Source organism: Methyloversatilis discipulorum, assembly GCF_000385375.1.
In the GTDB taxonomy this organism is placed as follows: Bacteria; Pseudomonadota; Gammaproteobacteria; order Burkholderiales; family Rhodocyclaceae; genus Methyloversatilis; species Methyloversatilis discipulorum_A.
The window spans coordinates 1-26379 of sequence record NZ_ARVV01000001.1 but is presented as its reverse complement, the minus strand read 5'-3'; the positions used below and the strand labels follow the sequence as shown (position 1 = coordinate 26379).

Sequence of the window (26379 nt, the reverse complement as noted above, 5' to 3'; positions counted from 1 at the left end):
AGATTCCGAGGACCTCACATGAACGACGCGAACCTCTTCCTCCGCACGCAATGCGCCAACGCGATCCGCGCGCTGGCGATGGACGCCGTGCAGGCCGCCAACTCCGGCCACCCGGGCATGCCGATGGGCATGGCCGACATCGCCGAGGCGCTGTGGCGCCACCACCTGAAGCACGACCCGGCCGATCCGCAGTGGCCGGACCGCGACCGTTTCGTGCTGTCCAACGGCCACGGCTCGATGCTGCTGTACGCGCTGCTGCACCTCACCGGCTATGACCTGCCGATGGACGAACTGCGCCGCTTCCGCCAGCTGCATTCGCGCACGCCGGGCCACCCGGAGGTCGACATCACGCCGGGTGTCGAAACCACCACCGGCCCGCTCGGCCAGGGCATCGCCAACGCGGTCGGCATGGCGCTCGCCGAGAAGCTGCTGGCGGCCGAGTTCAACCGGCCGGGCCACGCGGTGATCGATCACCGCACCTGGGCCTTCGTCGGCGACGGCTGCCTGATGGAAGGCATCAGCCACGAAGTGTGCTCGCTGGCCGGTACCTGGAAGCTGAACAAGCTGGTCGTGTTCTACGACGACAATGGCATTTCGATCGACGGCGACGTGAGCGGCTGGTTCACCGACGACACGCCGGCGCGCTTCGAATCCTACGGCTGGACGGTCATCCGCAACGTCGACGGTCACAGCCCGGTCGCGCTGGACGCGGCGATTGAAAGCGCGCTCGGCAGCGACAGACCGGTGCTGATCTGCTGCGAAACGCGCATCGGCCAGGGCTCGCCCAACCGCGCCGGCACGGCGAAGGCGCACGGCGAGGCGCTGGGCGAGGCCGAGATTGCGCTCACCCGCGAAGCGATGGGCTGGACCGCGGCGCCATTCGAGATTCCGGCCGCGCTGCAGTCCGCCTGGTCGGCGCGCGAACGCGGCGCCGCGGCGCACCGCAGCTGGCAGCAGCGCGTCGACAACTACGCCAAGGCTTTCCCCGAACTGGCGGCTGAACTGCGCCGCCGTCTGAAAAGCGACGCCACGCTGTCGTCCGACGCGCTGCGCGCGCTCGAAGCCGCCTGCGACGCGGCCGAAGTGCGCGCCGCATCGGTTGCCACGCGCAAGGCCTCGCAGGACACGCTGCACATCATCGCGCCGGCGATGCCGGAACTGCTCGGCGGCTCGGCCGACCTGACCGGCTCCAACCTGACCGACTGGAAGGGCAACCGCCCACTCAAGGGCGACGGCACCGGCAACCACGTGCATTACGGCGTGCGCGAATTCGGCATGGCGGCGGTGATGAATGGCGTGGCGCTGCACGGTGGCTACCGGCCCTACGGCGGCACCTTCCTCACCTTCTCCGACTACGCGCGCAACGCCATCCGCATGTCGGCGCTGATGCATCTGCCGGTAACCTATGTGTTCACGCACGATTCGATCGGCCTCGGCGAGGACGGCCCGACACATCAGCCGGTCGAGCACGCCGCCAGCCTGCGGCTGATTCCGAACGTCGACGTCTGGCGTCCGTGCGACGCCACCGAAACCGCGGTCGCCTGGCGTGAGGCGCTGCGCCGTGGTGCCAGCACGCAGCCAGGCCCGGCCTGCCTGCTGCTGTCGCGCCAGGCGCTGCCACATGCCGGTGACGGCAGTGTGCGCATCGACGACATCGCGCGCGGCGGCTATGTGCTGCGCCATCCGCGCGACGAACAGGTATGCCTGATCGCCACCGGCTCCGAAGTGGGCATCGCGCTGCTCGCGGCCGAGCTGCTGGCGGCCGACGGCATCGCCGCGCGCGTGGTGTCCATGCCCTGCGTCGAAGCGTTCGAGCGGCAGGACGCGCGCTGGCGTGAGGAGGTGATTCCGCGCCGGCTGCCGCGACTGGCCATCGAAGCGGGCTGCACCGCGCACTGGTGGAAATACGTCGGCGAAGCCGGCGTCAGCGGCGACGTCGTCGGCCTCGACCGCTTCGGCGAATCGGCGCCGGCCGGCCTGCTGTTCAAGCACTTCGGCATCACGCCGGAAGCGGTGGCCGCACGCGCACGCGCGCTGGTGGCGGCGCACGGTGCGGCGCATGCCGAGCGCGAAGCACTGACGGCCGGCTGATCATGACGCCGACCCGCATCGCCATCGACGGCGGCGGCCTGCTCGCCGCCAGCGTGCTGCGCGCACTGGCCGGCCGCGACGATTTCGAACTGGTCGCGCTGAACGCGCCACCCGGCAGCAGCGACGCCGATGCCCACGTCGGGGGTGCCGACGCGGGGTGTGCCGACTTCGTGCGATTGCGCGAACGCGACACCCGCCGTCTGCCGTGGAAGCGGCACGCGGTAGACATCGTGCTCGACTGCACCGGCGGCGACGCACGGGCGCACCTGCAGGCCGGCGCGCGCAAGGTGCTGAGCTGCGCGCCGGCCGGGGCCGCGGTCGATGCGACGGTCGTCTATGGCATCAACCATGGCGCGCTGCGCGACAGCCATCTGCGCGTGCACAGCGCCTGCCGCGCGACGCACGGCATCGCGCCGGTGGCGCGCGTGCTGCACGACGCGCTCGGCATTTCGAACGCGATGCTGACCGCCGTGCACAGCCGGCCGCACGACGCCGATCCGGGTGAGGGTGCTCTGCCACAACGCACCGGCGCGGCCGAACACCTGCACCGCGTGCTGCCGGAACTGGACCACTGCTTCGACGAAACCGAACCGATGCGCATCCCCGGCGTTCATGCGTCGCTGGTCGGCATGGTGTTCGTCGCCGAACGCGCCAGCTCGGTCGAGGAAGTGAACAGCCTGATGCAGGCCGCCGCCTTCGGCGACTGGGCCGACATCGTGCGCTACGGCGACACGCCCTTTACCACCGCACTGTCCGACCGCGACACCCGCTCCTGCATCTTCGAATCCGGCTGGACCCAGGTGTCCGGCCGCGTCGTCAAGGTGTGCGCCGGCTACCGCGGCGACCTCGGCTACGCCCACCGCGTGGTCGACACCGCCCGTGCCATGCACCGCCCCCCCAGCCCCTGATCCCCAGCCCCTAGCCCCTGAAGGAAAAACCATGCCCATGATTTCCCTGCGCCAGCTGCTCGACCACGCCGCCGAACACGGCTACGGCGTTCCCGCCTTCAACATCAACAACCTGGAACAGATCCAGGCCATCATGCAGGCGGCGCAGAAAGTCAATGCGCCCGTCATCCTGCAGGCCTCGGCCGGCGCCCGGAAGTACGCCGGCGAGCCCTTCCTGCGCAAGATGGTCGAAGCGGCGGCCGAAATGTATCCGGATATCCCGGTCGTCATGCACCAGGACCACGGCGCCAGCGCCGCGGTGTGCGTGCAGGCCATCCGCTCCGGCTTCACCAGCGTCATGATGGACGGCTCGCTGATGGAAGACGCGAAGACGCCGGCCAGCTACGAGTACAACGTCGACGTGACCCGCCGCGTGGTCGACATCGCGCACGCGGTCGGTGTGTCGGTCGAAGGCGAACTGGGCTGCCTCGGCTCGCTCGAATCCGGCACCGCCGGCGAGGAGGACGGTGTTGGCGCCGCCGGCGTGCTGACGCACGAACAGATGCTGACCGACCCGGAACAGGCGGCCGACTTCGTCGCCGCCACCGGCGTCGACGCGCTGGCCATCGCCATCGGCACCAGCCACGGCGCGTACAAGTTCTCGCGCAAGCCGACCGGCGACATCCTCGCGATCGACCGCATCAAGGCCATCCACGCGCGCATCCCGAACACCCACCTGGTCATGCACGGCTCGAGCAGCGTGCCGCAGGACTGGCTGGGCATCATCCGCGAGCACGGCGGCGACATCCGCGAAACCTATGGCGTGCCGGTCGAGGAAATCCAGGAAGGCATCCGCCACGGCGTGCGCAAGGTGAATATCGACACCGACATCCGGCTGGCGATGACCGGTGCCATGCGCCGCGCGATGGCGAAGAACCCGTCCGAGTTCGACCCGCGCAAGTTCATGAAGGACGCCATGACCGCCGCCCGCGACCTCTGCATCGAGCGTTTCGAAGCCTTCGGCTGCGCCGGCATGGCCGGCCGCATCGTGCTGCGCAAGGCGGCCTGAGCAGCGCGAAAACACACCCTCGTAGGAGCGGTCTTCTGACCGCGACCGCGGCGCCTGAGCGGCAGACAGCGCTTGATCACAGGCCGCGTCGGGGTCAGAAGACCCCTCCCACAGAACCCCAATCCAGGCTCGGGCTGCGGGCCAAGAGCACATCCCCGTAGGAGCGGTCCTCTGACCGCGACCGCGGCGCCTGAGCGGCAGACGGTGCTTGATCACAGGCCGCGTCGGGGTCGGAAGACCCCTCCCACAGAACCCCGGTCCAGGCTCGGGCCGCGGGTCGAGAGCACGCCCCCTGTAGGAGCGGTCTTCTGACCGCGACCGCGGCGCCTGAGCGGGAGGCGGTGCTTGATCAAAAGCCCCGTCGGGGTCAGAAGACCCCTCCTACAGCACCCCAATCCAGACTCGGGCTGCGGGCCAAGAGCACATCCCCGTAGGAGCGGTCCTCTGACCGCGACCGCGGCGCCTGAGCGGCAGGCGGTGCTTGATCACAGGCCGCGTCGGGGTCAGAAGACCCCTCCCACAGAACCCAATCCAAGCTCGGGCCGCGGGTCGAGAGCACGCCCCCTGTAGGAGCGGTCCTCTGACCGCGACCGCGGCGCCTGAGCGGCAGACGGCGCTTGATCGCAGGCCCCGTCGGGGTCAGAAGACCCCTCCCACAGAACCCCGGCGCGGGCTCCGGCCGCGGATCCGGCGCAGTTCCTGTGGGAGCGGCCTTGGCCGCGACGGCTCTTCGCAGTCCGCCGGCTTCGATCCGGGGTGCAGTCGAGGTCGGGAGACCCTCCGACAACGACGCAAGCGCGATCAGGTCAGCGAGGCAGCCGCCGGCAGTTCGAGCACGAATTCGGCACCGCCGTCCGGGTGATTGCGGGCGACCAGCGTTCCGCCGTGCTGTTCGACGATGCCGTAGCTGATGGACAGGCCGAGGCCGGTGCCCTTGCCGACCGGCTTGGTGGTGAAGAAGGGTTCGAAGATGCGCGACAGGTATTCGTCGGGAATGCCGGGGCCGTTGTCGCGCAGGGTCATGCGCACGCGCTCACCGGTGGCCGTGCAGGCGATGGTCAGTTCGGCGGTGCGGCCGTCGGCACCGGCGGCGTCGCAGGCGTTCTGCAGCAGGTTCATCACCACCTGCTGCAGCTGGCCGGCGCTGCCCATGACGACGCAGGGCGCGCCGGCTTCCCAGTGCATGTCGACCGCCGCTGTGGTGCCCTTGCGTATCCAGTGAATGGCGCGCTCGATCACGGTATTCAGGTCAACCGCGGTGCGACCTTCCGGGTCCACCGCCGAGAAGCGCTTCAGGCCGTTCACGATGTCGGCCGTGCGTTGCGCGCCTTCCATCGTGCCTTCGATCAGCGAGGGCAGGTCCTTCAGCAGATGCTCGATGCGCAGCCTGGTGCGCAGTTCGCCCAGTTCCTCGTCGGAAGCGCCGGCGTGCACGGCGTCGATGTAGCGGCCCATGCGTTCGCTGTACTTCTTCAGTGCGTGCACATTGCCAAGCACGAAGCTGATCGGATTGTTCAGTTCGTGCGCAACGCCGGCGACCAGGCGGCCGAGCGAGGCCATCTTTTCCGAATGCAGCAGCTGCTGCTGCGCCAGTTTCAAGGCCTCGTGCGCTTCGCGCAGCTCGTGGTAGGCGCGTTTCAGCTCGGCCGTCGGCCGGCCGACGAACACGGTGCCGGCGCGCTTGCCGTTGCGTGCGAAACGCGGTGTCAGATTGGTGTCGACCGGAACCGGGCGGCCCTCGGCGTCGCGCAGGTTCAGTTCGACCGCCTGGCCGCGGCGCGACGGGTTGGCGTCGTCGAGCACGCCGCGCATGCGGGCGCGGCTGGCGTCGTCAGCCAGCAGCGCGAACACCAGCGTGCCGCGCAGCTCGTCGTCGCTGCGGCCGACCAGTTCGCACAGTGCGGCGTTGGTTTCCTCGATCTCGCCGCGTTCGTTGCATACCAGCAGCACGTCCGACATCGCCGACATGACGCTGAAGATGAACTGCTGCGACTGTTCGAGCTCGACGTTCTTCTGCTCCAGCGCGATTTCGTCGCTGACCAGCTGCGAATACACCTCGTCCATGCGCTGGATCACGTCCAGCCAGGTCGATTCGTCAACGCCCTCGATGTGAGCACGCGCGATCAGGGCGTCGGTGTCGGCGGATTTCGGCAGATCGGTCATCGCGGCAGCGGGCAGGTGTCGTCAACGGCGCATCGTAGCGCCGGCAGCGCGCCGCCAGTGTCCGGGCGGCAGGCCGAAACGTTGCGTGAAACGGCGGGTGAAGGCGCTCTGGTCCGCGAAACCGGTGTCGAGCGCGATGTCGCCGAGCGAGCGCGTGCTGTCGTCGAGCAGTGCGAGCGCAGCGTCCAGGCGCAGGCGGACCAGGTAACGGTGCGGCGGTTCGCCGAAGGCGTCGACGAAGAGGTCGTGGAAGCGGCGCGGACCGTAGCCGAAGCGGGCCGCCATTAACTGCAGCGACGGCGCCTCGCCGGCGTGGCGGCGCAGCCAGGCGTCGATGCGGTCGACCGGAAAGCGGCGCGCGTCGTCGGCGGCGGATGCGGCATGCAGTCGCTGCGCCAGGTCGTCAGCAAAACGGGTGGCGAGCAGCCAGTGACGCGGCCGCGACACACGCTCTCCGGCCAGCCCGAGCAGCGGTTGCACGCGCCGGGTGCCGGCCGGAATCACCAACCCGGCGCCGGCATCGACGCGATGCAGGTGGCCGTCCACCTCCAGTTCGGTACCGCCATCGCCACCCAACACGACCTGGTGAAAGTCGTGCGCGTGCCCGGCCGGTTCAGCCCCGTAGCAGCGGGTATCGACGTTGGGATCGGCAGCGTGCATGACATGACTTTCAGCGACGCCGGCACAGTAGCACGCCGCCCAGCGCCAGCGCGAAGCCCGCCATCTGCAGCGGCGCCAGCCGCTCGCCGAACAGCAGCGCCGCCTGCGCCGCGGCCAGCGGCGGCGCCAGCAGCACCAGCACGCTCACCTTCGCCGCCGAGCCGCGGCGCACCATCCATACCAGCAGCGTGCTGCCGATGGCCGACAGGCCGAGCACCGCCCAGGCGAGCGCCGCCCACAGCGCGAGGCCCGGCACCCACAGCGACTCGCCGAGCGCCAGCGCGATCACCAGGCAGACCAGCGCACCGCCGGCGTTCTGGATGGCGCTCGAACTGAACAGGTCGGCGTCGGCTATGGAGCTCTTCTGCACCAGCGTGCCGGCGGTGATGCCGGCCACCGCCACCAGCGCCACGCCGACAACCAGCGGCGACAGCGCCTCCGGGCCGACGCTGGCCAGCCGCGGCGCCAGCACCAGTACGACCCCCAGCGCACCGGCCAGCAAACCGCCCCAGAAATGGCGGCCCAGCGGTTCGTCGAACAGGCGCTGCGCGATCAGCGCCGTGAACATCGGCTGCAGCGTGGCGAGCAGCGCCATCACCGCCGGCGACAGCCCGTGCGCCACCGCCCAGTAGCCACCGCCCATGTACACGCCCTGCAGCAGCGCACCTGCGAGCAGGTGTTTGGGCCACTGCGCGCGCGCCGGCCAGGCGGCACGCAGCGCGAGCGCGATGGCGCTGTACAGCAGCGTGGTCAGCGTGAAGCGGGCAAGCAGGAAGAGAGCCGGGTCGGCCACGCCGTCTATGGCCCGCGCGACGATGAAACCGGTGGACCAGACGAGGACGAAGAGGGCAGGGGCGAACAGCGCTGACACGGGCGTACGGGCGAGGCAAAGACCGCAGTCTGCCGCCGCCGGGGCCGGCCTGTCTTGTCGAAAACTGCAGCGACCTGAGCCGGGGACCGGCACAGCACGTACAGATTGTGCGGTACAGATGCGCGCGCCGGCGGGCTGTGATGATTTCCCGCTATCGCTTTGCATATATGTAATCGGCAATTTCAGCACGGCAAGGTCCGTGCATTCGATGAAACAATTTCCATTCACTGTGATCGCATCAAGCAGGGCGTCCTCGACGGGCCGTCCATGCCGGGCTCGTATCGCCAATGCACGGCGCTCCCGGCACCTTGCAGGAGGTCCCGATGAAATGCCCCTCGATCTTTCCGACCGAGCCTGAGCGGCTCGAAGCGCTCGCTGCCTACGGCCTGGACAGCGACCACCAGCTACCCAGCCTCGACCCGGTGGTGCGCATCGCCGCCCGCATGTTCGGCATGCCGGTCGCCGCGGTGAACCTGATCGGCAGCGATCACGTGTTCTTCGCCGCCAGCACCGGTATCGACGAAGCGGTCGACATGCGGCGCGACGTGTCCTTCTGCGCGCACGCGATCAACCAGCACGACGTGATGGTGGTGCCGGACGCACGCCTCGACGAACGCTTCCACGACAATCCGCTGGTCACCGGCAGCGCCAATCTGCGCTTCTACGCCGGCGCGCCCTTGCTGGCGCCGGACGGGCATGCGCTGGGCGCGCTGTGCGTGATCGACAACCGGCCGCACGACGACTTCACCGAAGAGGACTGCGAGCGGCTGCGCGAACTGGCGAAGATGGCCGCCGACCGCATGGAACTGCGCCGCATCGAGGTGTCGCCCGAACACGGCCGCCCGGCGTTCGACGACTTCGCGAAGAACGCACCGAACCCGCTGATCGCCTTCGACGCAGCGGCGAGGCTGATCGGCTGCAACAGCGCAGCCGCCGCGCTGCTCGGTCGCTCGCCGACGCAAGGCCTGGGCGAGCCGGTCGATGCGCTGCTGCCCGAACGCGACCGGGCCGCCTTCCGCGACCTGCTCGCCCGTGCCGTTGCACAGGGCTCGCTCGAAGGGCTGGACGTGCCGAAGGACATCATCGGACTGCGCAGCGACGGCGTCGAACTGCTGCTCGGGCTGACGCTGTTCATGCACCGCGAGGCGACGGGCGTCACCTTCAGCGCCCACCTGCAGGACTGCACCGAACGGCGCGAGCGGGAAAACGCGCTGCGCCGCATGGCCAATACCGACGGCCTGACCGGCCTGGCCAACCGCGCCGGCTTCTTCCGCCGCGTCGAGGACGCGCTGACGCGACCTCTGCCGGCTGCCGTCGTCATGATCGACCTCGACGGCTTCAAGGACGTGAATGACACGCTGGGCCACGCAATCGGCGACAACATCCTGCAGGAGGTCGGTCGCCGCCTGGAGGCAGTGGCCGGCATGCAGGGTTTCGCGGCACGCATCGGCGGCGACGAATTCGCGCTGCTGCTGGTCGGCACCGACGACCCGGAAAGCGCCGCGATGGTGGCCCACATCGTGCTGCGGGCGATTGAGATGCCCATCGTCGCCGACGGCCACGAGGTGCGCGTCGCCGCCAGCTGCGGCATTTCGGTGGCGCCACAGCAGGCCGACGAGGCGCTGGAACTGATAGGCAATGCCGACCTCGCGCTGTTCAAGGCGAAGAGCATAGGCCGCGCGCAGTGCTTCACCTACCAGCCGGCACTGCGCATGGAAGCGATGGCACGCCGGCTGTACAGCATGGAACTGCACCGTGCTGCGCACGCCGGCGAGTTCCTGCTGTTCTACCAGCCGCAGGTGAGGCTGTACGACGGTGCGCTGACCGGCGCCGAGGCGCTGATACGCTGGCTGCACCCGGAACGCGGCCTGCTGTCGCCGGCCGCTTTCCTGCCGGCGCTCGAAGGTGGGCCGCTCGCCGCGACAGTCGGCGCCTGGGTGCTGGAGGAGGCCTGCTCGCAGGCTGCGTACTGGCGCCGCAACGGCGCGCCGGATTTCCGCATGGGCGTGAACCTGTTCGGCGCCCAGTTCCGCGTCGGCGATCTGGCAGCGCAGGTGCAGGCAGCGCTCGACAAGCACGGCTTGCCGCCGGAAGCACTCGAACTGGAAGTGACCGAGAACATCGTGCTCGATCACGACGACCTGGTGCTGGACACGCTGCAGCGCGTGCGGGCACTCGGCGTCGGCGTGTCCTTCGACGACTTCGGCACCGGTTACGCGTCGCTGAGCCTGCTCAAGCGCTACCCGCTGACGCGGATCAAGATCGACCGTTCCTTCGTCGAGGGCATGCTGGAATCGGAGCGCGACGCCTCGGTCGTGCGCGCCATACTCGACATCACGCGCAGCTTCGAGCTGGACAGCATCGCCGAAGGCATAGAGCGCGACGTGCAGCGCATACGCCTGTTCCGCGAGGGCTGCGTGCACGGGCAAGGCTATCTGTTCGGGCAGGCACTGTCGGCGGAACAGTTTTCGCGCGCATTCGGACTGGCCGGCGGCAGCCGGAAGTCGAACGGCTGAGCGCAGGCCGGCTGGCTCAGTCCGCGGCCAGCGCCCGCAGCGGGGTGAGCAGGTCAGGCTGATCCGCGACGGGCAGGCCGAACAGGTCCTGCACCGTGGCGATCAGCGCGTCGCCGTCTGCCAGCGTGCGGCGCGCAACGCTGCCGTCGGCGCGGTATTCGGACAGGTCGCGGTTGAACAGCGTCCACCGGCGATCGACCCCGGCCCGCGCCAGCATCAGATTGCCGGTGAAGATGGACTGCGGGTGGGTGGACAGGAAGTAGCTCGACGCCTCGTAGTCGCAGCCGTGCATGTCGATGCGGCGCACGCGGTACAGATTCTTCCATTCGCCTGCGATCTGCGACTGCAGCCACCAGTAGTCGTCGCGCCGCAGCAGGCGGTAGGCGCCATGCGGCGTGCGCTGCTCCAGCCCGTCTTCCCAGCGCAGGCCGGCGGTGACCGTGAGGCCGCCGAAGCCAACGTCGACGAGGCGCTCGCCATCCGGCGTGTCGACATCGAGCAGCATGTGCGATTGCGGCGTCAGCGCGTCGTCGGGCTGCATCCACATGACGCGTGCCGCCAGTTCGCGCACCGGGTAGCCGAGCGCGCGCAGCGCATCGGCGAACAGTCGGCCGTGCTCGAAACAGAAGCCGCCGCGGCGGGCATCGATCAGCTTGGCAGCGACCGTTTCCGAGTCCACGGCGACCGGCTTGCGCCGCAGCGGGTCGAGGTTCTCGAAGGGGATGGCCATGGTGTGCGCAAGCACCAGCGCATCGAGCGTCGGTGCATCGGCGACCGGACGGGCGGCAGAAGTCCAGTCCAGGCGAGCGAGGTAGGCATCGAGAGGGAATTGGGTGGACATGGAGCAGGGCGATAGTCGACAGCCGCGCATGATGGAGCGGGCGGGGCACGAAGGCCTGCGCAGCGCGTCACGAGTGGCCGACCGTGCCGGGTGACTTGGGGCTTTGTGGGCGCGCGCTTGCTCGCGGTTGCTGCTCATAGCGGAGCCGGCGGCCTGCATCGGTCGCGTCGCGGCCAAGGCCGCTCCCACCGGGATCGTGCTCGATCCGTGGCCGGAGCCGGGGTTCTGTGGGAGGAGTCTTGACCCCGACAGCAGCCTGCATCGAAGCCTGACGAGTGCGGCGGCCCTGTCGCGGCCAAGGCCGCACCCATGGGGATCGTGCTCGATCCGTGGTCGGAGCCGGGGTTTTGTGGGAGGGGTCTTCTGACCCCGACGGCAGCCTGCATCGAAGCCTGAAGAGTGCGGCGGCCCTGTCGCGGCCAAGGCTGCTCCCACAGGGATCGTGCCCGGCCCAAGCCCTGTCGGCAGCTCACGCTGCCTCCCACAACAGACCTGACTGCCGAAGCCGCTACAGGCTGCCGCCGGAGAACAGCGCCTTCCTGATCACCGCATGCACACCCCAGTTGCCGTCGACCACCTGGGTGACGGCGAAGTCGACGCCGACCGACAGCAGCGATATCGCTTCGTCCTCGGTCAGGCCCTGGGTGTCCATCAGGAAGGCACGGCTCTTGCGGAAGGCGTCGCGCAGCGCAAGGTCGACCGAGGACTTGGCGTAGATGTCGCTCTGCGCCTTGTCGCCCAGTTCGGCCAGGTAGTTCGCGAAGCTGAAGCCATGGATCACCCACTCGTCCTGCGTTTCGAGCAGCGGGTATTCGAGCTTCGCCAGCGAAGTGCCGGCGAGGTCGGCTTTCTTGTGCAGGATGAACTGGAAGGTGCCGGTCAGCGAACATTCGATCGCGGTGCCGCACAGTTCGGAATCGCCCTGGCCGGCGTGCGGGTCGCCGACCGAGAACAGCGCACCCTTGACCGCGACCGGGTAGTACATCGTCGCGCCCTTGCCGATGCGCCAGTTGTCGATATTGCCGCCGGTATAGCTGGGCGGAATGGAATCGACCATGTCCGCTTCCTTCGGCGCGACGCCGGCGACGCCGAAGTGCGGCCGCACCGGCACGCGGATGTTCTTCAGCACGCCGTGGTTTTCCTTCACCGTCGAGTGGTCGACGATGACGCCCGGGTAGTCTATGGTCTTGTGCACGACGCCGAAGGGGTCGGTCTGCGGCGTCCACTGGAAGTTGTACACCGCTTGCGCCCAGTTGCGGTCCAGCCCGGCGTCGATTTCGTAGATGGTGATCACTTCGCGGTTCTTCGGCTCGGTGATCAGGTCCTTGTAGTGGAAGCCCCACCAGGCGGCCGCATTGACGCCGAAGCTCTTGCCCTTGTAGTTCGGGTTGGCGCTCGGCCGCGGCGCGACGTCGACGATGCGCACTTCGAGCACGTCGCCCTCTTCGGCGCCCTTCACGTACACCGGGCCAGTGCATATGTGTACACCGAGGCCTTCGCCGGCGCCGCGCCCGAACAGGCTGGCGTCCATCGGGCCGGCACCGCGGCGGATGACGCCCTTCTTCTTCTTGTCCCAGTAGAAGACGCTTTCAGCGCCGGGGTCGCCCTTGATCATGCGCTCGTAGTCGTCGCCGGCGTGGTGGGTCAGCGTTTCGATGGTGACGAAGTCACCCGGGTTGATTTCGACCTGCGGCTTCAGCGATTTCGAGAAATAGCCCCAGTGCACGGTGTCGGCGCTGGCGGCGATGTAATAGTGGTTGCGCGTCTTCATCGTGCCATCGGCCTCGCGCGCCATCGACTGGCCGACCCAGCCGGCGCTCAGCGTGCCGAACCCCGCCGCCAGCGAACCCTTGAGCAGACCGCGCCGCGCCGGATCGGGTGGCGCTGGCGTGCGCAGTTCGGGCTCGCCGTTGCCGTCCACCTTCACCGTCAGGCGGCCGTTCGGATCGCAGAAGCTGCAGTGCTGGTGCGCGGGATGGGTGCAGGCAGACATGGGGCGTTCTCCTTCTGGTCAGTGGGGATGTGAAACACCGCGTGCGGCGGTGCATCAATCGTGCCGGATGGAAAAGCCTTGAAAATCAATGAGGATCCGACGCGGAAGCGCACGGAAGGGGTGCGTTGCGCACTGCAACAGGGCTGCCCGAAGTTGGCGTAATCGGGTGAGGGCGCGATTGTGACGTGTAATAAACTTCGCGCTCCCCGGAATCCGCCCTCGCCGGCAACCGCCGCGAGCGCCTCCGGATCAGACGGTCAGACCGCCCCCGAAAGCGCATGGAACTCGAAAACTATTCCGATATTGAAAAGGCTGCGCTGCGCGGCCGCCGTGAAATCCTTCGTTTGGGCATCGGCCTGCTGTTCGTCGTCGGGACCATGATCTACGCCGCCCTCGGCGTGGGCCTGCAGGGCCCCGGCGGCATCATGCTGGTGGTGGCGGCCATGATAGGCGGCTACATGGCGATGAACATCGGCGCCAACGACGTGGCCAACAACGTCGGCCCGGCGGTCGGTTCGCGCGCACTGAGCATGACCGGCGCCATCGTCATTGCCGCCATCTTCGAAGTGGCCGGTGCACTGATCGCCGGCGGCGACGTCACCTCGACCATACGCGGCGGCATCATCGACCCGTCCGCGATCGCCGACAGCAACCGCTTCGTCTGGGTGATGACGGCGGCGCTGCTGGCTGGCGCGTTGTGGCTCAACATCGCCACCGCGGTCGGTGCGCCGGTGTCGACCACGCACTCCATCGTCGGCGCGGTGCTCGGCGCCGGCGTCGCCGCTGGCGGCATGGCCGCCGGCAAGTGGGACATGGTGGGCGGCATCGTCGCCAGCTGGATCGTCTCGCCGGTGCTGGGCGGTCTGGTGGCGGCCGGCTTCCTGTACTGGATCAAGCGCGCCATCACCTACCGCAGCGACATGGTCGCCGCCGCGCAGCGCACGGTGCCGGTGCTGATGGGCATCATGGCCGCGTCGTTCGCCACCTATCTCATCCTTAAGGGACTGAACAAGGTGTGGAACGTCGACTTCGGCACCGCCTGTGCGATTGGCGCCGGCCTTGGTGTTCTGACCTGGCTGCTGGTGCGCGCCCATCTGCGGCGCAACGCCTTCCGGCTGAACAACAGCAAGGCCAGCATCAATTCGCTGTTCGGCCTCCCGCTGGTATTCGCCGCCGCGCTGCTGAGCTTCGCCCATGGCGCCAATGACGTCGCGAACGCGATCGGCCCGCTCGCCGCGATCACCGACACCGTGCTCCATGGCGCCGTGTCCGCCAAGGCCGACGTACCGCTGTGGGTGATGATGATCGGCGCCATCGGCATCGCCATCGGTCTGGCGCTGTACGGCCCCAAGCTGATCCGCACCGTCGGCCACGAAATCACCGAGCTCGACCCGATGCGCGCGTTCAGCATCGCGATGGCGGCCGCGCTGACCGTCATCATCGCCTCGCAACTGGGCCTGCCGGTCAGCTCGACCCACATCGCGCTGGGCGGCGTGTTCGGCGTCGGCTTCCTGCGCGAGTACATTAAGACCAGCTACGCGCAGACCCTTGCCGAGATCAAGAGCCACCACCAGGGCGCCGACAAGGAAGTCGTCGAAGCCTTCCTGAACGATTTCGACAAGGCCGACAAGAAGGGCAAGCGCGCGATGCTCGACGCGCTGAAGGCGCATACGGCGCAGGCGCATCTGTCGAAGCAGGAACGCAAGGCGATCAAGCGCACGCACCGGCACGAACTGGTGAAACGCTCAGCCCTGTTCAAGATCGCCGCCGCCTGGATCGTCACCGTGCCGGCGTCGGCACTGATGGCGGCGATGATCTACTACATGATCTTCGGGATCGTGCATGCGTGAGGGTGGGCACGCGGTCCCCTGAACCGCGCTTACTGCGCGTACATCGGCACGATGTTCCGACAGCGCTGTTCGAGCTGGTAGGCGATCTGCGCCTGATGCTGCTCGCCCACGGGTTGCGCGCGGCGAATCGCCAGCAGATGTGAGCGCAGTTCCTTTCCGCTCAGCACATGCACCGTGCCAAGCCCGATCAATTTCGTGATGCCAGGAGATTGATCGGAAACCACGCAGTCGGCCGCTTCGCAGGAATACATCGCCCGCTGGATCCGTAGGCGGCCGGTCGCCTGTTGTCAGTTATGGCTTTGCGCGTTTCTTCAGGGCGTTTTCCAGCGCCTTCAACTCGGCGTCGTCCTGCTCGTCGGCCTGACGTGCCTCCTCCTGTCTGCGGCGCTGGTCGTAGTCGTCGTACAGCGCGCTCGTGCTGCGCTCCATCTGTGCGTGGCTCACCTTGCCCGCATGTGTGAGCACCGGAAAGCCGTTGCTCGCGATGATCTGATCCACGTTCTGCCGCCAGAAGCTCATGCGGATTTCCTCGCGGCGCTTGGTGCGCAGTTCGGCCGTTTCCAGAAAGATCACCACCAGGCGGTTCAGGGTGTCGATCTCGTCTTCGGTCAGGTAGTTCTTGGCGACCAGGATGTCCTGCTTGCGCACCCGGGCGCCCTGCCAGTTCAGCAGGCCGAAGTGCGGGTCGTCCGGGTTGGCGCGCGCCGTGATCAGCTCGGCTGCGGTCTGTTGCGTGACGGCATACAGCAACAGGTTCTGCACAGTAGCGAAGAAGGTCTGCGTCGCCTGGTCCGTCTTGTCGTAGTCGCTGCTCAGGGCAAACAGGTCGCGCACCTTCTGGTAGAAACGCTTCTCCGAGGCACGGATGTCCCGGATGCGCGCCAGCATTTCATCGAAGTGGTCCGGCCGGCCATCCGGATTCTTCAGACGCTCGTCATCCAGCACGAAGCCCTTGAGCAGATATTCCTTGAGCACCGTGGACGCCCAGCGGCGGAACTGCACGCCGCGCGGTGAGCGCACCCGATAGCCGACGGCGAGGATGGCGTCGAGGTTGTAAAGCGTGATCTTGCGCTCCACCTGGCGGGCGCCCTCGGTTTGAACTGTCAAGGATTCCTTGACAGTTGCTGCGGGGTCCAACTCTCCGTCCTGGAACAGGTTCTTCAGGTGCAGCGATATGTTCTGCTTCGTGGCGTCGAACAGCTCGGCCATTTCCAGTTGCGTGAGCCAGACCGTCTGCTGTTCGGCTCGCAGCTTGATCTGGCTGCGTCCGTCTTCGGTGGTGTAGAGAATCAGTTCGCTCATGATGTTTTTTGCGGTATACGTTCTGCTGCACTCACCGTGCCGCTTCAGCGGCGCTCACTACGCCAGCTCAATGCGCGACATGTATAGAAAATCGCCGTTTTCTATACACATGTTCCTGTGACGTGTATAGAAAACCGGCTTTCAATCTACCGGCGCCACTGCTTCAGTCGAGTCTGGCATTCGACATGGGGCAAACGCGCGTTCCTCCGCAACATGTGTTCGAGCCCGTCGGCTGCGCGGGCCGGCGGGACCACCGCATGCTCGACCAGACGATCCAGAAGCCATAGCGCGCCATGCACTTCCAGGCCGTCCCTCTCTGCCTGCTTTCTCAGCCGGCCATCACCAGTGAGCAGCGGTCGCGCGGTCTGCCGAGCCAGAAAGTAGCAGGAGACATCGGGCAGGGAACTGTTGTTGTGCTCGATCATCATGCCGTGCAATTCGACGATTGCCGTTCCGTCCATCCCCTCGACGATCAGGCCTCGCGCAAGCAGCGCAGCGTGGTCGAAGTCCTTCAGCTCTTCCAGTACGAAATCGGTACAGCAGAGCGCAAACGGCAGCTGGAACAACTCGTCGAGCAGGCCAGCGTTTCTGAAATCAATCCAGATATTGGTGTCGCTGATGTAGATCCGGCTCATGCGGAAACGGCCTACATCGCCATCGTGGGCTCAAGCTGATCGATCGGCCGCTGCAGGAATTCGGATGCGCGGGACGGGGTGAATAGCCCCTCGGCCAAACCCCAGAAGACCAGAGATTCGAAGCGGCGTGGCTGCTCTGCGAGCAGAGGTTCCGGCTCGGACGACCGCCAGCCATTCACGCTGAACTCGATCGACGCCGACCGATAGCCGGCATCGCTCAGCAGTTCCAGATCCTTCAGCCGACGCAGAGCCATCTGCATCGACACGCCGTAACGCCGCTTTGCGTTGAGCAGCTCCATCATGTGAACCTTGGAGCGCCGGTGGCTGCCGAAATCCAGGACGACCTGATCCCGGGTGTACAGGAAGGCACCGGCGAAGCGATGACAGCAGGCCTCCTTGTCCTTCTCCGGCATCGAGTCCGGCAGTGCCATGACCCAGTGTCCGAGCTCATGTGCCGCGGTGAAACGCATGCGCTCGCCGGGGCGGGTGCGGTTCAGGGCGATCAGCACGTGCTGCTCGTCGTGGGTAGCGGCGCACGCGCCGTCGAAATCGTCCGGCCCGTCGAGCAGCGCGACCTTGATTCCATGGTCTTCGAGCAGTTCGGTCAGATTGGCTATCTCATCGCTACCGATGGCCCAGTCTCCCCTGAGCTTCCTGGCCGCATCCTCGGCGGCTTCAACGGACGCGACGGCTATGGAGCCGGCAGGAACTGCGCCCAACGCGATATCCGCCGCGTCGAAGCATCGCTCCAGCGCGATGTAACGCTCCAGATGCTCGCGCATCTGCTCCTCGACCTGTTGCTGTCGATACTTCGGCATTTTCGCGAGCTTGCGGAATTCCAGCGGCGCCAGCGTCACGGCATCCGGGCGAAAGAAGTACTCGGGCTTCACGTCCAGCGCCTGTGCCAGTTGCAGCAGGCGCGCCGAATTCGGCACCGCGGCGCCCTTCTCGAACTTGCTCACTGCCTGCTTGCTGATATCGCCCAGCCTCTGCGCCAGATCTTCGAGGCTCAAACCCCGGAGCACGCGGGCACGGCGGATGCGGTCATGAATCATTGCGGCCTCCCAAGTTGACAATCTATAGAAAATATATAAATCGTCAACCTGATTGCTTCGGCGCGGAATGCACAGTGAACGGTCTTGCGATATGCGGTGCTCAAGGTTCGCTAGTCACTGAAACCTGTCGCGCAAATCGACACATGCGAAATTCGTGTTTAAAAGATCTACGAAAATCGACACGCTTCTCTAATCGCTATCTGGTCAATCGTGAGCCGACCAAAGACAGGAAAAGCTGCAGGATGTCCACTTTCGTACGTCCGCTGCTGATGATCGACAGGAATGTATCGAAGGACATTTTGACAATCTCCCCGCTTCGCGGATTGAGCAGAATGAAGTTTCGCCACTCCTCCCCGTGACCTTCGACAGCCGCAGCAAAGCTGAGCAGCCAGTAGATGGCAACCTGGCGGTAATCCGCCGACGAAAATCGCTTGGCCGTGCACTTCACCTCCACCAATGTCGTACCAAGGGCGAAATCTCCATTTCCACTGGAAATCCACTCCAAGCCTGGGATATGCGGACGAAAGACGACGGGATGTCCCGCCAACTCGCTCAGTGATGTCATGCTCGCTGCGAGGTTCCGTCCGACCGTCTCGGCTAAAAGTTGGTCTACGGGCTCTAGTTGTTCGGGCAACTTGGCATCGAAGTACGCGCGTTGTCGCCGGACGGTGTCTCCAAAGCAGGCCGGCCAGTCAATTTCAGCTGCATCTTTAAGCAGCCGTTCTCCGACGGTGTATCCCAACTCGAAGAGCATCGCTCGCTGCAAGGCCGACTGCAGCAACGTCTCCTGCCGAAGAGGCTGAACAGGGATTACTTTCGATTCCGCATTAAGGTATGCAACTATGCCCGGCGTCAGTTGAGGGAATACCTCGTCGAAGATGCCTGGAATTTCCCGTGCGACGGTCCGCGGGTCAAACTGCATCGCCAGCATCCTCCGCCCAGCGCGTGAACACCGCGGCGAACCGGGGCTCAGTGTCACGGGGAAGCGTTGCGAGCTTTGCGTTGTCCCGTTGTTCTTCGAAAGGAAGCTCCACACCAAGTGACCAGTATTGTGCTACAGCGCGTTTGGCTTGCTGGCGCGCCTTATTCCCCTCATCACCGAAGCAGAAAGAGGACAGCCAATAAAGACGCTGGCATTCAGGGCTTAGCTGCTGCCATCGGTTTCGTAGATGGTTGAATGCGACCGCATCCTTCCAATTCCGCCAGCAGTCGATACAGGCGCGCCGAGTGACATCAAGCTGTGTCTTGTCGAAGAGCTCGCTCACGAAGTTCGCGCGCGTGGGCGTTTTATGGAATCGCAAGCATCGTAGGTAGTGGAGGAGGCTGGTATCGGCCTTCAATAGATGCGCAGAGTGAAGTGGAACCTGGTCGAGCAACTGGTCCAAAGCCCCGTGGATAGCATCGAACCTTCCATCGCCTCGCAGATTGGCAATTCCCCGCATGATTGTTGAAAAGGAGGAGCGAAATGCGTGCAGGTTCTGCTGCTTCAGCAGCGTTGCCGCGATCTCAAGAGCTACGGCAGGTTCATGAAGACGAATCGTCCTACCAATCTGCGTAACCAGAAACGTATCGGGAAGCGCCTTCTCGAGCTCCCGGTTGAGGAGTTTTCGAATCTCGAGTGTTTCGACTGTCTCGACTAGCGACTCATAGTCTGCTTCGGGATTGTCCGAGTATGGGTCGAACTTGAGATCAATTTTTCTTAGTTTGGCTGCTTCAGCGTCATCCCCTCCCAGTTGCGAAGCAACATAGTCACGATAGTGCTTGGCGGAGAGCAACACTGTCTTTGACTTGTTTAAGCTGAGGCCGTAGTCCATCAGGCACTGCGCCAAGATGCCCAAGGCTCGATACGCTTCGGCGGTATTGTCTGCAACTAGGACATAGTCGTCGACATAGCGGTTACCCCAGATACCTTTAGCCGCCATGGCGGTATCCACCTCGTTGAGAACAAGCTCCGCAAGAATGCGAGCGCCTTGTCCCCCGACTGGAAGGCCAAATGAACGCCCGGCAAAGAGCTTGCTAAGCAGCGCATTGACCTGCTTGGAAACAGCCGAACCATCGCCGCCGAGGCGGTTGATAAGATTCTCGACGTAATGATGCGACACGTGTTCATAGAAGCTCGAGATATCGGTCTGCACAATGACGGCATGTTCCGAGGCCATTGATGCTTGTTGTACGGTCTCTTCTTTAAATGCACGCCAAGAGCGCTTGCTATCGAACAGGTCCGTGTCACCCGCGGCTAGAAATCTGTAAGAGTGTGCGCCTTTAGAGCGATGCGGCTCGAGTTCCTCTGCGATTGCTATTGCAAGACCGTTGAGGTAGATGTTCCAGAACAGGTGGATCTTGGTGATGACTCGAAACCCGGTTGGGCCAGACGGAGCAAGGAGGCGCTCACTGTAGACGTGCAACTCCGCGATTCGCTCGTGGTTGTCCTTTTTCGCCTCGGTGTCACGGAGTTTGGAATAGAAGCCATACGCGATCGACGCGAGAGCCTGAGCCTGGTCCCTACAGAATCGGATATCGACATCGAACGGGAGCGTATCGTTATCGCCATGCTCTGCAATCTCGCGAGCGGCGCGTTCGAAGTGACGCAGTTCCACTTTCAGCAAAGGAGTCCCCTCCAGATGCGACGTCTGCAGCAATTGATGGCTAGGACCGTATCGACGTCAGCTTTCGCATGCTCTGCAATCACCGGTGAGATGCAGCCTCATCGTCCGCTTCGGCCGACTAACGGACTAACAAAATGAAGAAAGCCACCTTTCGTGGCTTTCTTGGTAGATCGAAGTCCAATGACATATAGAAAATGGTGGGATCCTACAGAAACTCAAACATCAATATTCCGCGCATTCAGCGCATTGCTTTCGATGAACGCCCTGCGCGGTTCGACGTTGTCGCCCATCAGCGTGGTGAAGATTTCGTCGGCGGCGATGGCGTCGTCGATCTGTACCTTCAGCAGGCGGCGCACGGTGGGGTCCATCGTGGTTTCCCACAGCTGTTCCGGGTTCATTTCGCCCAGGCCTTTGTAGCGCTGCTTGCCGAGGTTGCGTTCAACTTCGTTCAGCAGCCAGCGGGCGGCTTCGGAGAAGGTTTTCACTTCCTGTGACTTCTCGCTGCGCTTGACGGTGGCGCCTTCGCCGATCAGGCCGGCCACCAGTTCGGCGGCGTGGCGGATGCGCTGGTAGTCACCGGACAGCAGGAATTCGACGTCGACGTGGCCGACCTTGCGGTTGCCGTGGTGCATGCGCTCGACGCGCAGCTGCCAGCTTTCGGTCTTGTCGTTGTACTCGGCCGCCAGCGTGACGTTGGCCGGCAGCGACTGCGTGAGGCGGGCGGCGCTGGCGCGGGCGGCGGCTTCGTCGGCCAGGTCGAGCGCGATGTTGTGTTCGAGCAGGGTGCGCAGCAGTTCGCCGTCGGCGTATTCGGCCAAGCGTTCGACGATGGCTTCGGCGGTGAGGTATTCGCGCGCCATCTCTTCGAAGGCGCTGCCGGACAGCGGTTCGGCGCCGGCGCGCGGCAGCAGGCTGGCGTCGTCGAAGGCGAGCTTGAGCAGGTACTGGTTCAGCTCGTGGTCGTCCTTCACGTACAGCTCGGTGCGGCCGTGCTTGATCTTGTACAGCGGCGGCTGGGCGATATAGATGTGGCCGCCTTCGACCAGCTCGGGCATCTGGCGGTAGAAGAAGGTGAGCAGCAGGGTGCGGATGTGGGCGCCGTCGACGTCGGCGTCGGTCATGATGATGATGCGGTGGTAGCGCAGCTTTTCCGGCTTGTACTCGTCCTTGCCGATGCCGGTGCCCAGGGTCTGGATCAGCGTGACGATTTCCTGGCTGGAAATGAGCTTGTCGAAGCGCGCCTTCTCGACGTTCAGGATCTTGCCCTTGAGCGGCAGGATGGCCTGGAACTTCCGGTCGCGGCCCTGCTTGGCGGAGCCGCCTGCGGAGTCACCCTCGACCAGGTAGAGCTCGGCCTTGGCCGGGTCCTTCTCTTGGCAGTCGGCGAGCTTGCCCGACAGGCCGAAGGAATCGAGCACACCCTTGCGCCGGGTCATGTCGCGCGCCTTGCGGGCGGCGTCGCGCGCACGCGCGGCTTCGACGATCTTGCCGCAGATCGTCTTGGCGTCGTTCGGGCGCTCGAGCAGGAAGTCGGCGAGCTTCTGCGCCACCACTTCTTCCACCGCCGGGCGCGCTTCGGACGACACCAGCTTCATCTTGGTCTGCGACGCGAACTTCGGATCCGGCATCTTCACCGACAGCACGCAGGCCAGGCCTTCGCGCATGTCGTCGCCGGTGATGTCCACCTTGGCCTTCTTCGCGATCTCGTTTTCTTCGATGTACTTGTTGATGATGCGGGTCATCGCCGCACGCAGGCCGGTCAGGTGGGTGCCACCGTCGGACTGCGGAATGTTGTTGGTGAAGCACAGCACCTGTTCGGCATAGCTGTCGTTCCACTGCATCGCCACTTCGACGTCGATCTGCACGCCGTTCAGCACCGACGAACCTGCGCTGTAGAACACGTTGGGGTGCAGCACCGTCTTGTTGCGGTTGATGTAATCGACGAAGCCCTTCACGCCGCCGGCGAAGGCGAAGTCCTCTTCCTTGGCGTTGCGCTGGTCGATCAGCTTGATCTTGACGCCGTTGTTCAGAAAGGACAGCTCGCGCAGGCGCTTGGCCAGGATGTCGTAGTGGAATTCGATATTCTCGAAAATCGTTTCGTCGGCGAGGAAGTGCACTTCGGTGCCGCGCTTCTCGGTCGGGCCGATTACTTTCAGCGGCGACACTTCGACGCCGTTCTGCACTTCGATCTGGCGATCGAGCGGCACGCCGCGTTCGAATTCGATGAAGTGCTTCTGACCGTCGCGGCGCACGGTGAGGCGCAACCACTTCGACAGCGCGTTCACGCAGCTCACGCCGACGCCGTGCAGACCGCCGGACACCTTGTACGAGTTCTGGTTGAACTTGCCGCCGGCGTGCAGCTCGGTCAGCGCGATTTCGGCGGCCGAACGCTTGGGCTCGTGCTTGTCGTCGAACTTGATGCCGGTCGGGATGCCGCGACCGTTGTCGGTGACCGAAATCGAGTTGTCGGTGTGGATGGTGATGACGATGTCGTCGCAGTGGCCAGCCAGCGCCTCGTCGATCGAGTTGTCGACCACTTCGAACACCAGGTGGTGCAGACCGGTGCCGTCCGAGGTGTCGCCGATGTACATGCCCGGCCGCTTGCGGACGGCTTCCAGACCTTCGAGGATCTGGATGCTGCCTTCGCCGTAAGCGTCAGGGTTGGGTGTATTCGGGCTCTGTGCTTCGTCAGACATGGCGTATTCCGGTGCTGCGCACGCTGTGCGCGGGGTCCATCAAAAAAGCATAAAGCCCGGCGCGCAGGCCGGGCGATCGTGCGGGCAGGGCGGCTTACACGCGCATCGGCATCACGACGTACTTGAAGGCGTCGGTGCCGGGCAGCGTGATCAGCGCGCTGCTGTTGCCGTCGTTGAGCTTGAGGCTCAGCGTGTCGCCGCCGACGTTGTTCAGTACGTCGAGCAGGTAGCTCACGTTGAAACCGATGTCGAGGCCGTCGCCGTCGTACTCGACTTCGAGCTCTTCCACCGCCTCTTCCTGCTCGGCGTTGCTGGAGATGAGCTTCAGCGTGCCGGCCGACAGCACGACGCGCACACCCTTGAACTTCTCGTTGGTCAGGATGGCGGCGCGCTGCAGTGCGGGCAGGAAGGTCGAGCGCTGCAGCATCAGTTCCTTCGGATGGTCCTTCGGGATGACGCGCTCGTAGTCGGGGAACTTGCCGTCGATCAGCTTGGTGATCAGCTCGACCGCGCCGAAGCGCAGACGGGCCTGGTTGGAACCCAGTTCGATATCGACCGGGTCGTCGATGTCGGCCAGCTGACGGGCCAGTTCGAGCACGGTCTTGCGCGGCAGGATGACGTCGAGCTTGTCGGTCACGCCGGGCATCGCTTCCGACACGTAGGCCAGACGGTGACCGTCGGTCGCGACCAGACGCAGTTCCTCGTTGCCGACCGACAGCAGCAGGCCGTTCAGGTAGTAGCGGATGTCCTGCTGGGCCATCGAATACTGCACCAGCGACAGCAGGCGCTTCAGCTTTTTCTGCGACAGGCTGAGCTTGACGGTTTCGCCGTCGGCCAGCTGCATGCGCGGGTAGTCCTGCGCCGGCAGGGTCTGCAGCGTGAAGCGGCTCTTGCCGGCACGCACGGTGAGCTTGCGGTCGTCGGCGTCGAGGCTGACTTCCTGGCCTTCGGGCAGCGCACGCAGGATGTCCTGCAGCTTGCGGGCGGCGACGGTCAGGGCCGCCGGCTGGGCGCCGCTGATGCTGCCGGTCGAGCGGGTGCGGATCTGGATCTCGATGTCGGTGGCGAGCAGGGTGAGCGCATCGCCCTCGGTTTCGATCAGGACGTTGGACAGGATGGGCAGGGTGTGACGCTTCTCGACGATGCCGCTGACCGACTGCAGCGGTCGCAGCAGCTGTTCGCGTTCTATCTTCATTAAGAGCATTTTATAAACCTCTGTAAACCGTTAACGTCGACCGATTTCTGTGGAGAACATCAAAAAAACAATGAACTTCAATGACCTGCAGTATGTATCGTTGTCTGTATAAGGGCCCGGTCAACGCATGAACAAATGTGGGTGAAAGTCGACCAGGTGGAAAAAGCCCTGGTTATCCACAGCGTTCATACAGATTTGCCGGCCTGTTTATCCATACAGCTTCAACAGCTTCTGCACCGACCCCTTTTTACTTGCGCAGCGTCTGCGTCAGTACGTGCAGGTCATGGTTCAGCACTTCGTCCTTCAGGCGCAGGTCAGCGATCGTGCGGCATGCGTGCAGCACGGTCGTATGGTCGCGGCCGCCGAAAGATTCGCCGATGGCCGGATAGCTCTCCGGCGTCAGTTCCTTGGCCAGCCACATCGCCACCTGCCGCGGCCGCGCGATCGCGCGCGTCCGCTTCTTCGAATACATCTCCGACACCTTGATCTTGTAGTAGTCGGATACGGTCTTCTGGATGAACTCCAGCGTGATCTGCCGGTTGTGCGCACCGAGCAGGTCCTTCAGCGCCTCACGCGCCACTTCGAGCGAGATCGGCAGCGTGTGGAAGTGGGCGAAGGCGATCACCTTCTTCAGCGCCCCTTCGAGCTCGCGCACATTGCTGCGGATGTTCTTGGCGATCAGGAAGGCGACGTCCTCGCCCACCTTCACCCGTTCCATCTCAGCCTTCTTCTTCAGGATGGCCACCCGCATTTCCAGCTCGGGCGGCTCGATCTGCACCGTCAGGCCCCAGCCGAAGCGCGTCGTCAGGCGTTCCTCGACGCCCTGGATGTTCTTCGGATAGGTGTCACAGGTGATGACGATCTGCTTCTTCGCATCGGTCAGCGCATTGAAGGCGTAGAAGAACTCCTCCTGCGTGCGCGTCTTGTTGTTGAAGAACTGGATGTCGTCGATCAGCAGCACGTCGAGCGAGCGGTAGTAGCGCTTGAAGGCGTCGAAGCTCTTCTGCTGGTAGGCGCGCACCACGTCGGCGTAGTAGTCGTCGGCGTGCACGTAACGGATGACCGCGTCCGGATTGTGCTTCATCACCTCGTTGCCGAGCGCGTGCACGAGGTGGGTCTTGCCCAGGCCCACACCGCCATAGATGAAGATGGGGTTGTAGGACATGCCCGGGTTCTGGGCGACCTGTATCGCGGCGGCGCGGGCCAGTTCGTTGGCGCGGCCGGTGACCAGATTGTCGAAGGTGAAGCCGGGATTGAGACGTGAACGGTCGCGTTCGCTGCCGTTGTTGCCGGCAGACGGACGGACGATGAGCGCCGGCGCGGCGACGCGCGTGCTGTCGGGCTCGCCCGCGGCGCGCAGTGCTGCACGCGCCGGACGTTCGCCGTCGTTGTCGGCCGGCGTGCCGTTGCGGACGGCGACCATCGGGGTGTCGTCGGCGGCTGCGGCCTTCGTTGCCGGGTCGGGCAGGCTGAGCCTGACCGACAGCGGCTGGGAGAAATACTCCAGCCCCAGTGCTTCGATACGCGCCAGATAGCGCTCGCGGACCCACTGCAGAACGAACCGGTTCGGCGCGACCAGCGCCAGCGAATCGTCGTCGCTCTGACCGATGCGCAGACCCTTGATCCAGGTCTGATACTGCTGTGCGGGGAGTTCCTGTTCGAAGCGGCTGAGGCAGACTTCCCAAAACTGTTGCATCATGGTCTGCGTGGTCGCCGGGTCGATGTCGTGAGGTTGCGGGACAGCGTAGCGGGATGCGTCCTGACCCAGGATTTGATGCGCGTGGACCGATGCGTGATCGGGGGCGCCGGGTCGGAGCAGCTTTATGTGCTGTTTTTAGGGGATCGATTCTAGCGACTTCAGGCCCTCTTATCCACCGCCGAGGCGGTGACGCATACCCGCAAGGCAGGCTGGCTTGGCGCTCGTTTCGCGCTGTGATCACGTATTCACG

General features: G+C 65.0%; 19 protein-coding genes. 5 read left to right on the top strand and 14 right to left on the bottom strand.

What is annotated here, in order from left to right:
- Positions 1 to 18: 18 nt before the first annotated feature.
- From tkt to fba, 3 genes are read left to right on the top strand one after another with little or no spacing between them, the layout of a single operon-like run.
- Entirely contained in the window at positions 19 to 2091 is a 2073-nt protein-coding gene (gene tkt / locus METRZ18153_RS0100095) for a transketolase (RefSeq protein ID WP_020162811.1), read from the top strand.
- Positions 2092 to 2093: 2 nt separating this feature from the next.
- On the top strand, positions 2094 to 2999 hold the full coding sequence (locus tag METRZ18153_RS0100090; protein ID WP_020162810.1) for a hypothetical protein: 906 nt from the start codon (positions 2094 to 2096) through the stop codon (positions 2997 to 2999).
- A gap of 31 nt (positions 3000 to 3030) precedes the next feature.
- Positions 3031 to 4047, top strand: coding sequence for a class II fructose-bisphosphate aldolase (gene fba, locus METRZ18153_RS0100085; protein WP_020162809.1), 1017 nt, complete (start codon positions 3031 to 3033; stop codon positions 4045 to 4047).
- Positions 4048 to 4848: 801 nt separating this feature from the next.
- Here the strand turns inward: fba and METRZ18153_RS0100080 are convergent.
- From METRZ18153_RS0100080 to METRZ18153_RS0100070, 3 genes are read right to left on the bottom strand one after another with little or no spacing between them, the layout of a single operon-like run.
- The gene (locus METRZ18153_RS0100080) at positions 4849 to 6210 is read right to left on the bottom strand and encodes a sensor histidine kinase (RefSeq protein WP_020162808.1); all 1362 of its coding nucleotides are present in this window, start codon (positions 6208 to 6210) and stop codon (positions 4849 to 4851) included.
- Between the two features lie 21 nt (positions 6211 to 6231).
- The gene (locus METRZ18153_RS0100075) at positions 6232 to 6870 is read right to left on the bottom strand and encodes a helix-turn-helix domain-containing protein (protein ID WP_020162807.1); all 639 of its coding nucleotides are present in this window, start codon (positions 6868 to 6870) and stop codon (positions 6232 to 6234) included.
- Between the two features lie 10 nt (positions 6871 to 6880).
- Positions 6881 to 7741: a DMT family transporter gene (locus METRZ18153_RS0100070; protein ID WP_020162806.1), complete on the bottom strand. Its 861-nt coding sequence runs from the start codon at positions 7739 to 7741 to the stop codon at positions 6881 to 6883.
- A 323-nt stretch (positions 7742 to 8064) separates the two neighbouring features.
- Here METRZ18153_RS0100070 and METRZ18153_RS0100065 point away from each other — a divergent pair, with 323 nt between their 5' ends.
- On the top strand, positions 8065 to 10257 hold the full coding sequence (locus METRZ18153_RS0100065) for a putative bifunctional diguanylate cyclase/phosphodiesterase (RefSeq protein ID WP_020162805.1): 2193 nt from the start codon (positions 8065 to 8067) through the stop codon (positions 10255 to 10257).
- A 16-nt stretch (positions 10258 to 10273) separates the two neighbouring features.
- On the opposite strand, the gene METRZ18153_RS0100060 is transcribed toward METRZ18153_RS0100065, so the two are convergent.
- A complete protein-coding gene (locus METRZ18153_RS0100060; protein ID WP_020162804.1) occupies positions 10274 to 11098 on the bottom strand; it encodes an arylamine N-acetyltransferase family protein in 825 nt (274 codons plus the stop codon).
- A gap of 508 nt (positions 11099 to 11606) precedes the next feature.
- Entirely contained in the window at positions 11607 to 13091 is a 1485-nt protein-coding gene (locus METRZ18153_RS0100055) for an acetamidase/formamidase family protein (protein WP_020162803.1), read from the bottom strand.
- A gap of 278 nt (positions 13092 to 13369) precedes the next feature.
- On the opposite strand from METRZ18153_RS0100055, the gene METRZ18153_RS0100050 reads away from it, so the two are divergent.
- Positions 13370 to 14941 (top strand): inorganic phosphate transporter, encoded by a 1572-nt coding sequence (locus tag METRZ18153_RS0100050; RefSeq protein WP_020162802.1) that lies wholly within the window; start codon positions 13370 to 13372, stop codon positions 14939 to 14941.
- Between the two features lie 29 nt (positions 14942 to 14970).
- Here the strand turns inward: METRZ18153_RS0100050 and METRZ18153_RS0100045 are convergent, their stop codons facing one another.
- From METRZ18153_RS0100045 to dnaA, 9 genes are all read right to left on the bottom strand, one after another.
- A complete protein-coding gene (locus tag METRZ18153_RS0100045; protein WP_020162801.1) occupies positions 14971 to 15192 on the bottom strand; it encodes a hypothetical protein in 222 nt (73 codons plus the stop codon).
- A 40-nt stretch (positions 15193 to 15232) separates the two neighbouring features.
- Positions 15233 to 16243 (bottom strand): virulence RhuM family protein, encoded by a 1011-nt coding sequence (locus tag METRZ18153_RS0100040; RefSeq protein WP_020162800.1) that lies wholly within the window; start codon positions 16241 to 16243, stop codon positions 15233 to 15235.
- Between the two features lie 146 nt (positions 16244 to 16389).
- Positions 16390 to 16878: a PIN domain-containing protein gene (locus METRZ18153_RS0100035; protein WP_020162799.1), complete on the bottom strand. Its 489-nt coding sequence runs from the start codon at positions 16876 to 16878 to the stop codon at positions 16390 to 16392.
- An 11-nt stretch (positions 16879 to 16889) separates the two neighbouring features.
- Complete coding sequence (locus METRZ18153_RS0100030; RefSeq protein WP_020162798.1) at positions 16890 to 17933, bottom strand: helix-turn-helix domain-containing protein; 1044 nt, start codon at positions 17931 to 17933, stop codon at positions 16890 to 16892.
- 196 nt (positions 17934 to 18129) lie between these two features.
- Positions 18130 to 18855 (bottom strand): hypothetical protein, encoded by a 726-nt coding sequence (locus METRZ18153_RS0100025; RefSeq protein ID WP_198291201.1) that lies wholly within the window; start codon positions 18853 to 18855, stop codon positions 18130 to 18132.
- The gene (locus METRZ18153_RS19845) at positions 18845 to 20530 is read right to left on the bottom strand and encodes an RNA-directed DNA polymerase (protein ID WP_232416099.1); all 1686 of its coding nucleotides are present in this window, start codon (positions 20528 to 20530) and stop codon (positions 18845 to 18847) included. Before METRZ18153_RS19845 ends, METRZ18153_RS0100025 begins: the two co-directional genes overlap by 11 nt.
- Positions 20531 to 20754: 224 nt before the next feature.
- Positions 20755 to 23235: a DNA topoisomerase (ATP-hydrolyzing) subunit B gene (gene gyrB, locus METRZ18153_RS0100015; protein ID WP_020162795.1), complete on the bottom strand. Its 2481-nt coding sequence runs from the start codon at positions 23233 to 23235 to the stop codon at positions 20755 to 20757.
- 94 nt (positions 23236 to 23329) lie between these two features.
- Positions 23330 to 24430 (bottom strand): DNA polymerase III subunit beta, encoded by a 1101-nt coding sequence (dnaN, locus tag METRZ18153_RS0100010; RefSeq protein ID WP_020162794.1) that lies wholly within the window; start codon positions 24428 to 24430, stop codon positions 23330 to 23332.
- A gap of 247 nt (positions 24431 to 24677) precedes the next feature.
- Entirely contained in the window at positions 24678 to 26126 is a 1449-nt protein-coding gene (dnaA, locus tag METRZ18153_RS0100005; protein WP_232416098.1) for a chromosomal replication initiator protein DnaA, read from the bottom strand.
- Positions 26127 to 26379 lie beyond the last annotated feature (253 nt).

Bases quoted from the DNA above. Each gene is read 5' to 3' on its own strand.
- METRZ18153_RS0100075 (WP_020162807.1), bottom strand. From the start codon at position 6,870: ATGCACGCTGCCGATCCCAACGTCGATACCCGCTGCTACGGGGCTGAA.
- tkt (WP_020162811.1), top strand. From the start codon at position 19: ATGAACGACGCGAACCTCTTCCTCCGCACGCAATGCGCCAACGCGATC.
- METRZ18153_RS0100025 (WP_198291201.1), bottom strand. From the start codon at position 18,855: ATGCAGTTTGACCCGCGGACCGTCGCACGGGAAATTCCAGGCATCTTC.
- METRZ18153_RS0100030 (WP_020162798.1), bottom strand. From the start codon at position 17,933: ATGATTCATGACCGCATCCGCCGTGCCCGCGTGCTCCGGGGTTTGAGC.
- dnaA (WP_232416098.1), bottom strand. From the start codon at position 26,126: ATGCAACAGTTTTGGGAAGTCTGCCTCAGCCGCTTCGAACAGGAACTC.
- METRZ18153_RS0100045 (WP_020162801.1), bottom strand. From the start codon at position 15,192: ATGTATTCCTGCGAAGCGGCCGACTGCGTGGTTTCCGATCAATCTCCT.
- gyrB (WP_020162795.1), bottom strand. From the start codon at position 23,235: ATGTCTGACGAAGCACAGAGCCCGAATACACCCAACCCTGACGCTTAC.
- dnaN (WP_020162794.1), bottom strand. From the start codon at position 24,430: ATGAAGATAGAACGCGAACAGCTGCTGCGACCGCTGCAGTCGGTCAGC.
- METRZ18153_RS0100055 (WP_020162803.1), bottom strand. From the start codon at position 13,091: ATGTCTGCCTGCACCCATCCCGCGCACCAGCACTGCAGCTTCTGCGAT.
- METRZ18153_RS0100060 (WP_020162804.1), bottom strand. From the start codon at position 11,098: ATGTCCACCCAATTCCCTCTCGATGCCTACCTCGCTCGCCTGGACTGG.
- METRZ18153_RS0100050 (WP_020162802.1), top strand. From the start codon at position 13,370: ATGGAACTCGAAAACTATTCCGATATTGAAAAGGCTGCGCTGCGCGGC.
- METRZ18153_RS0100035 (WP_020162799.1), bottom strand. From the start codon at position 16,878: ATGAGCCGGATCTACATCAGCGACACCAATATCTGGATTGATTTCAGA.
- METRZ18153_RS0100040 (WP_020162800.1), bottom strand. From the start codon at position 16,243: ATGAGCGAACTGATTCTCTACACCACCGAAGACGGACGCAGCCAGATC.
- METRZ18153_RS0100065 (WP_020162805.1), top strand. From the start codon at position 8,065: ATGAAATGCCCCTCGATCTTTCCGACCGAGCCTGAGCGGCTCGAAGCG.
- fba (WP_020162809.1), top strand. From the start codon at position 3,031: ATGCCCATGATTTCCCTGCGCCAGCTGCTCGACCACGCCGCCGAACAC.
- METRZ18153_RS0100080 (WP_020162808.1), bottom strand. From the start codon at position 6,210: ATGACCGATCTGCCGAAATCCGCCGACACCGACGCCCTGATCGCGCGT.
- METRZ18153_RS0100090 (WP_020162810.1), top strand. From the start codon at position 2,094: ATGACGCCGACCCGCATCGCCATCGACGGCGGCGGCCTGCTCGCCGCC.